This window comes from Saccharopolyspora elongata, from assembly GCF_004348985.1.
GTDB lineage: Bacteria > Actinomycetota > Actinomycetes > Mycobacteriales > Pseudonocardiaceae > Saccharopolyspora > Saccharopolyspora elongata.
In genome coordinates this window covers 1-2,913 of the sequence record NZ_SMKW01000192.1, presented here as the reverse complement: position 1 = coordinate 2,913, position 2,913 = coordinate 1, and the positions used below count along the sequence as shown (strand labels likewise).

Here is a 2,913-nt window from a genome sequence, read left to right as displayed (position 1 = left end):
CTGAGAGGCAAACTCTGTCCAACTTCACGTCCCGCATCGCACAGGTGGAGCGGGCCATGTCATCTCCTTCCGACGCGGCCGCCAGTGCGTGGCCGAAGGGCTTGGTGGAAGCATCATGAGGAAATTCCCCGTGGGCCGTTCGACTGGTCTCGTGGCCTTGGCCGGCGTCAACAAGCGGTTCGGCAAAGCGCACGTGCTCAAGGACGTCGACCTGACCATCGGCAAGGGCGACGTCGTCGTCGTACTCGGACCATCTGGCTCCGGGAAGTCCACGCTGTGCCGCACGATCAACCGGCTCGAGCGCATCGATTCGGGTGTGATCACCATCGATGGTGACCCGCTGCCCTCGGAGGGGAAAGCGCTCGCCCAACTTCGCGCCGACGTCGGCATGGTCTTTCAGTCGTTCAATCTCTTCGCGCACAAGTCCGTTCTCGAGAACGTCGTGCTGGGGCCGGTCAAGGTACGCAAGGTCGATCGGACCGTGGCCAAGGAAAAGGCCATGCGGTTGCTGGAGAGGGTCGGTGTCGCCGATCAGGCGAACAAGTACCCGGCCCAGCTCTCAGGCGGCCAGCAGCAACGGGTGGCGATCGCACGGGCACTGGCAATGGACCCGAAAGTCCTCATGTTCGACGAACCGACCTCTGCACTGGACCCCGAGATGGTCCAAGAGGTCCTGGACGTGATGACAGACCTCGTGGAGCAAGGCATGACGATGGTCGTCGTCACCCATGAGATGGGCTTCGCGCGTCGCGCCGCGGACCGCGTCGTATTCATGTCCGACGGTGAAATCGTCGAAGAGGCGGATCCCGACGCGTTCTTCACCGCCCCGTCGTCCCGGCGCGCACAGGACTTCCTGGGCAAGATCCTCACCCACTGAGCGCTGGAGTTCCCGCGATCCTTGTCCACTTTTGAAAGGACATGCCCCATGAAGATCCGAAACTTGTCCATCGCAGGCGCATTGGCCGTCACCCTCGTGGCCACCGGGTGCGGAAAAGAGGGCACTCCAGGGGGATCGGCAGCCGGTGCGTGCGGTCCGCCGGCACAGTTGGTCGTCGCCAACGGCATCAACCTCACCGACAGTCCGACCTTCGCCAGGATCAGCGGCCGCGGCCACGTGGTGGTCGGTGTGAAGGCGGACCAGCCCGGTCTCGCCTACAAGGATGCGAGTGGAAATCGCTGCGGCTTCGACGTGGAGATCGCGCGATTGATGTCGGCAGGCCTCGGTTTCGATCCCGGGTCAATCGAGTACAAGGAGATCCCCTCGGCGAACCGGGAAGCAGCGATCCAAGCGGGCGAGGTCGACTACTACGTCGGCAGCTACACCATCAACGACAAGCGCAAGGAACAGATCTCCTTCGCCGGGCCGTACATCATCGCCGGCCAGAGCCTGCTCGTGCGCAAGGACGAGAAGGACATCACCGGGAAGGACACCCTCAAGGGGAAGAAGGTCTGCTCCGCGACGGGGACCACCTCGATCCAGCGGGTGAGGGACATGGGGTTGACCGAACCCGGGAACATCGTCGAGTTCAAGACCGGCTCGGAATGCGTTTCCCAGCTGCTCGACGGCAAAGTGGACACCAACACCACCGACGACGCGATCCTGAAGGGGTACGCGGCGGCCTCGCCGGACGAGCTGAAGTTGGTCGGGGAGACCTTCAGCGAGGAGAAGTACGGCATCGGCCTGGCGCTGACGGACAAACCGCTGCGGGAAGCGATGAACGACGTGCTGGCCAAGGCTGCCGCCGATGGCACGTGGCAGAAGCTCTACGACTCGACCCTGGGCAAGTCCGGGATCCCGGCGGTTCCGCCGGCGCCCGAGCGGTACTGACCATCTGCGATCCGCGGGCGGTCCTGTACCGGTTGCGGATCTTGTCCTCATTCATGACGGAGCGGCGATGTCCTCTGTTCTCCTAGAAAACTGGGAACTGTTCCGCATCGGTTTCCTGACTACGATCAATCTGTTCCTGGTCGCCGGGGCGCTGAGTTTGATGGTGGGAACGCTTCTGGCGGCCTGCCGAGTGTCCTCGTTTCCGGCGCTGAGAGCGGTCGGCACCGGTTACGTCAACACGATGCGCAGCACTCCGCTGGTGTTGGTGTTCGCCTTCCTCGTGTTCGCCGCTCCGAAGATGGGCATCGAGCTGCCCTCCTTCTTCTGGGCGGCGATTGCGGCGCTCACCGCGTACACGAGCGCCTTCGTCTGCGAGGTGGTGCGGTCGGGTATCAACACCGTGCCCGCGGGGCAGGCGGAGGCCGCGCGCTCGGTCGGCATGACATTCCCCCAGGTCCTGGGGATCGTGGTCTTGCCACAGGCCTTCCGCGCAATCATGCCGCCGTTGACGAGTACGGCGATCGCGCTGCTGAAGAACACCACTATCGCTGCTGGATTCTCGGTGGTGGAGGCCGGATCGATTCCTGCGGCGATGGCTGAGCGCGGGGAGAATCAAATGGTCACGTTGTTCTGGATCACGGTCGGTTTCCTGATCCTGATCCTTCCGCTGGTACTCGCTCAGCGGTGGGCCGAACGACGGGCGGCGGTGCCGGCATGAACCACGTGCTCTACGACGCACCTGGCCCACGGGCCGTGGTCAGGAACAGGATCGCCGATGTGGTGGTGGTGGCTGTTCTGGTTGCCGCGATCGGCTGGATCATCTATCGGCTGTACGATTCCGGGCAGTTCGAGCTGCGCCGGTGGGAGCAGTTCCAGTACATCGCGATCCAGCATCAGCTTCTCGAAGGTTTGTGGAACACGCTGCGGGCAGCGGGAATTGCGGCGGTCCTCGCGATCGTGTTCGGTGCGGTGTTCGCATCGGCGCGAATCAGCGACCATGCCTGGGTTCGGGCACCGGCCACGGTGGTGGTGGAGACCTTCCGTGCGGTTCCGATGCTGATCCTGATGTTCTTCTTCTACTACGG

Annotated in this window: 4 protein-coding genes; all 4 read left to right on the top strand. The window is 63.5% G+C overall.

The window, feature by feature from the left end; genetic code table 11:
• Nucleotides 1–151: 151 nt before the first annotated feature.
• Entirely contained in the window at nucleotides 152–877 is a 726-nt protein-coding gene (locus tag E1288_RS46155) for an amino acid ABC transporter ATP-binding protein (RefSeq protein ID WP_408014322.1), read from the top strand.
• Nucleotides 878–925: 48 nt separating this feature from the next.
• Nucleotides 926–1,828: a glutamate ABC transporter substrate-binding protein gene (locus E1288_RS46150; RefSeq protein ID WP_132495653.1), complete on the top strand. Its 903-nt coding sequence runs from the start codon at nucleotides 926–928 to the stop codon at nucleotides 1,826–1,828.
• Nucleotides 1,829–1,895: 67 nt separating this feature from the next.
• The gene (locus E1288_RS46145; protein ID WP_132495651.1) at nucleotides 1,896–2,546 is read left to right on the top strand and encodes an amino acid ABC transporter permease; all 651 of its coding nucleotides are present in this window, start codon (nucleotides 1,896–1,898) and stop codon (nucleotides 2,544–2,546) included.
• On the top strand, nucleotides 2,543–2,913 hold a 371-nt coding region (locus E1288_RS46140; RefSeq protein ID WP_165968640.1), incomplete at its 3' end, for an ABC transporter permease subunit. The genes E1288_RS46145 and E1288_RS46140, both read left to right, overlap by 4 nt.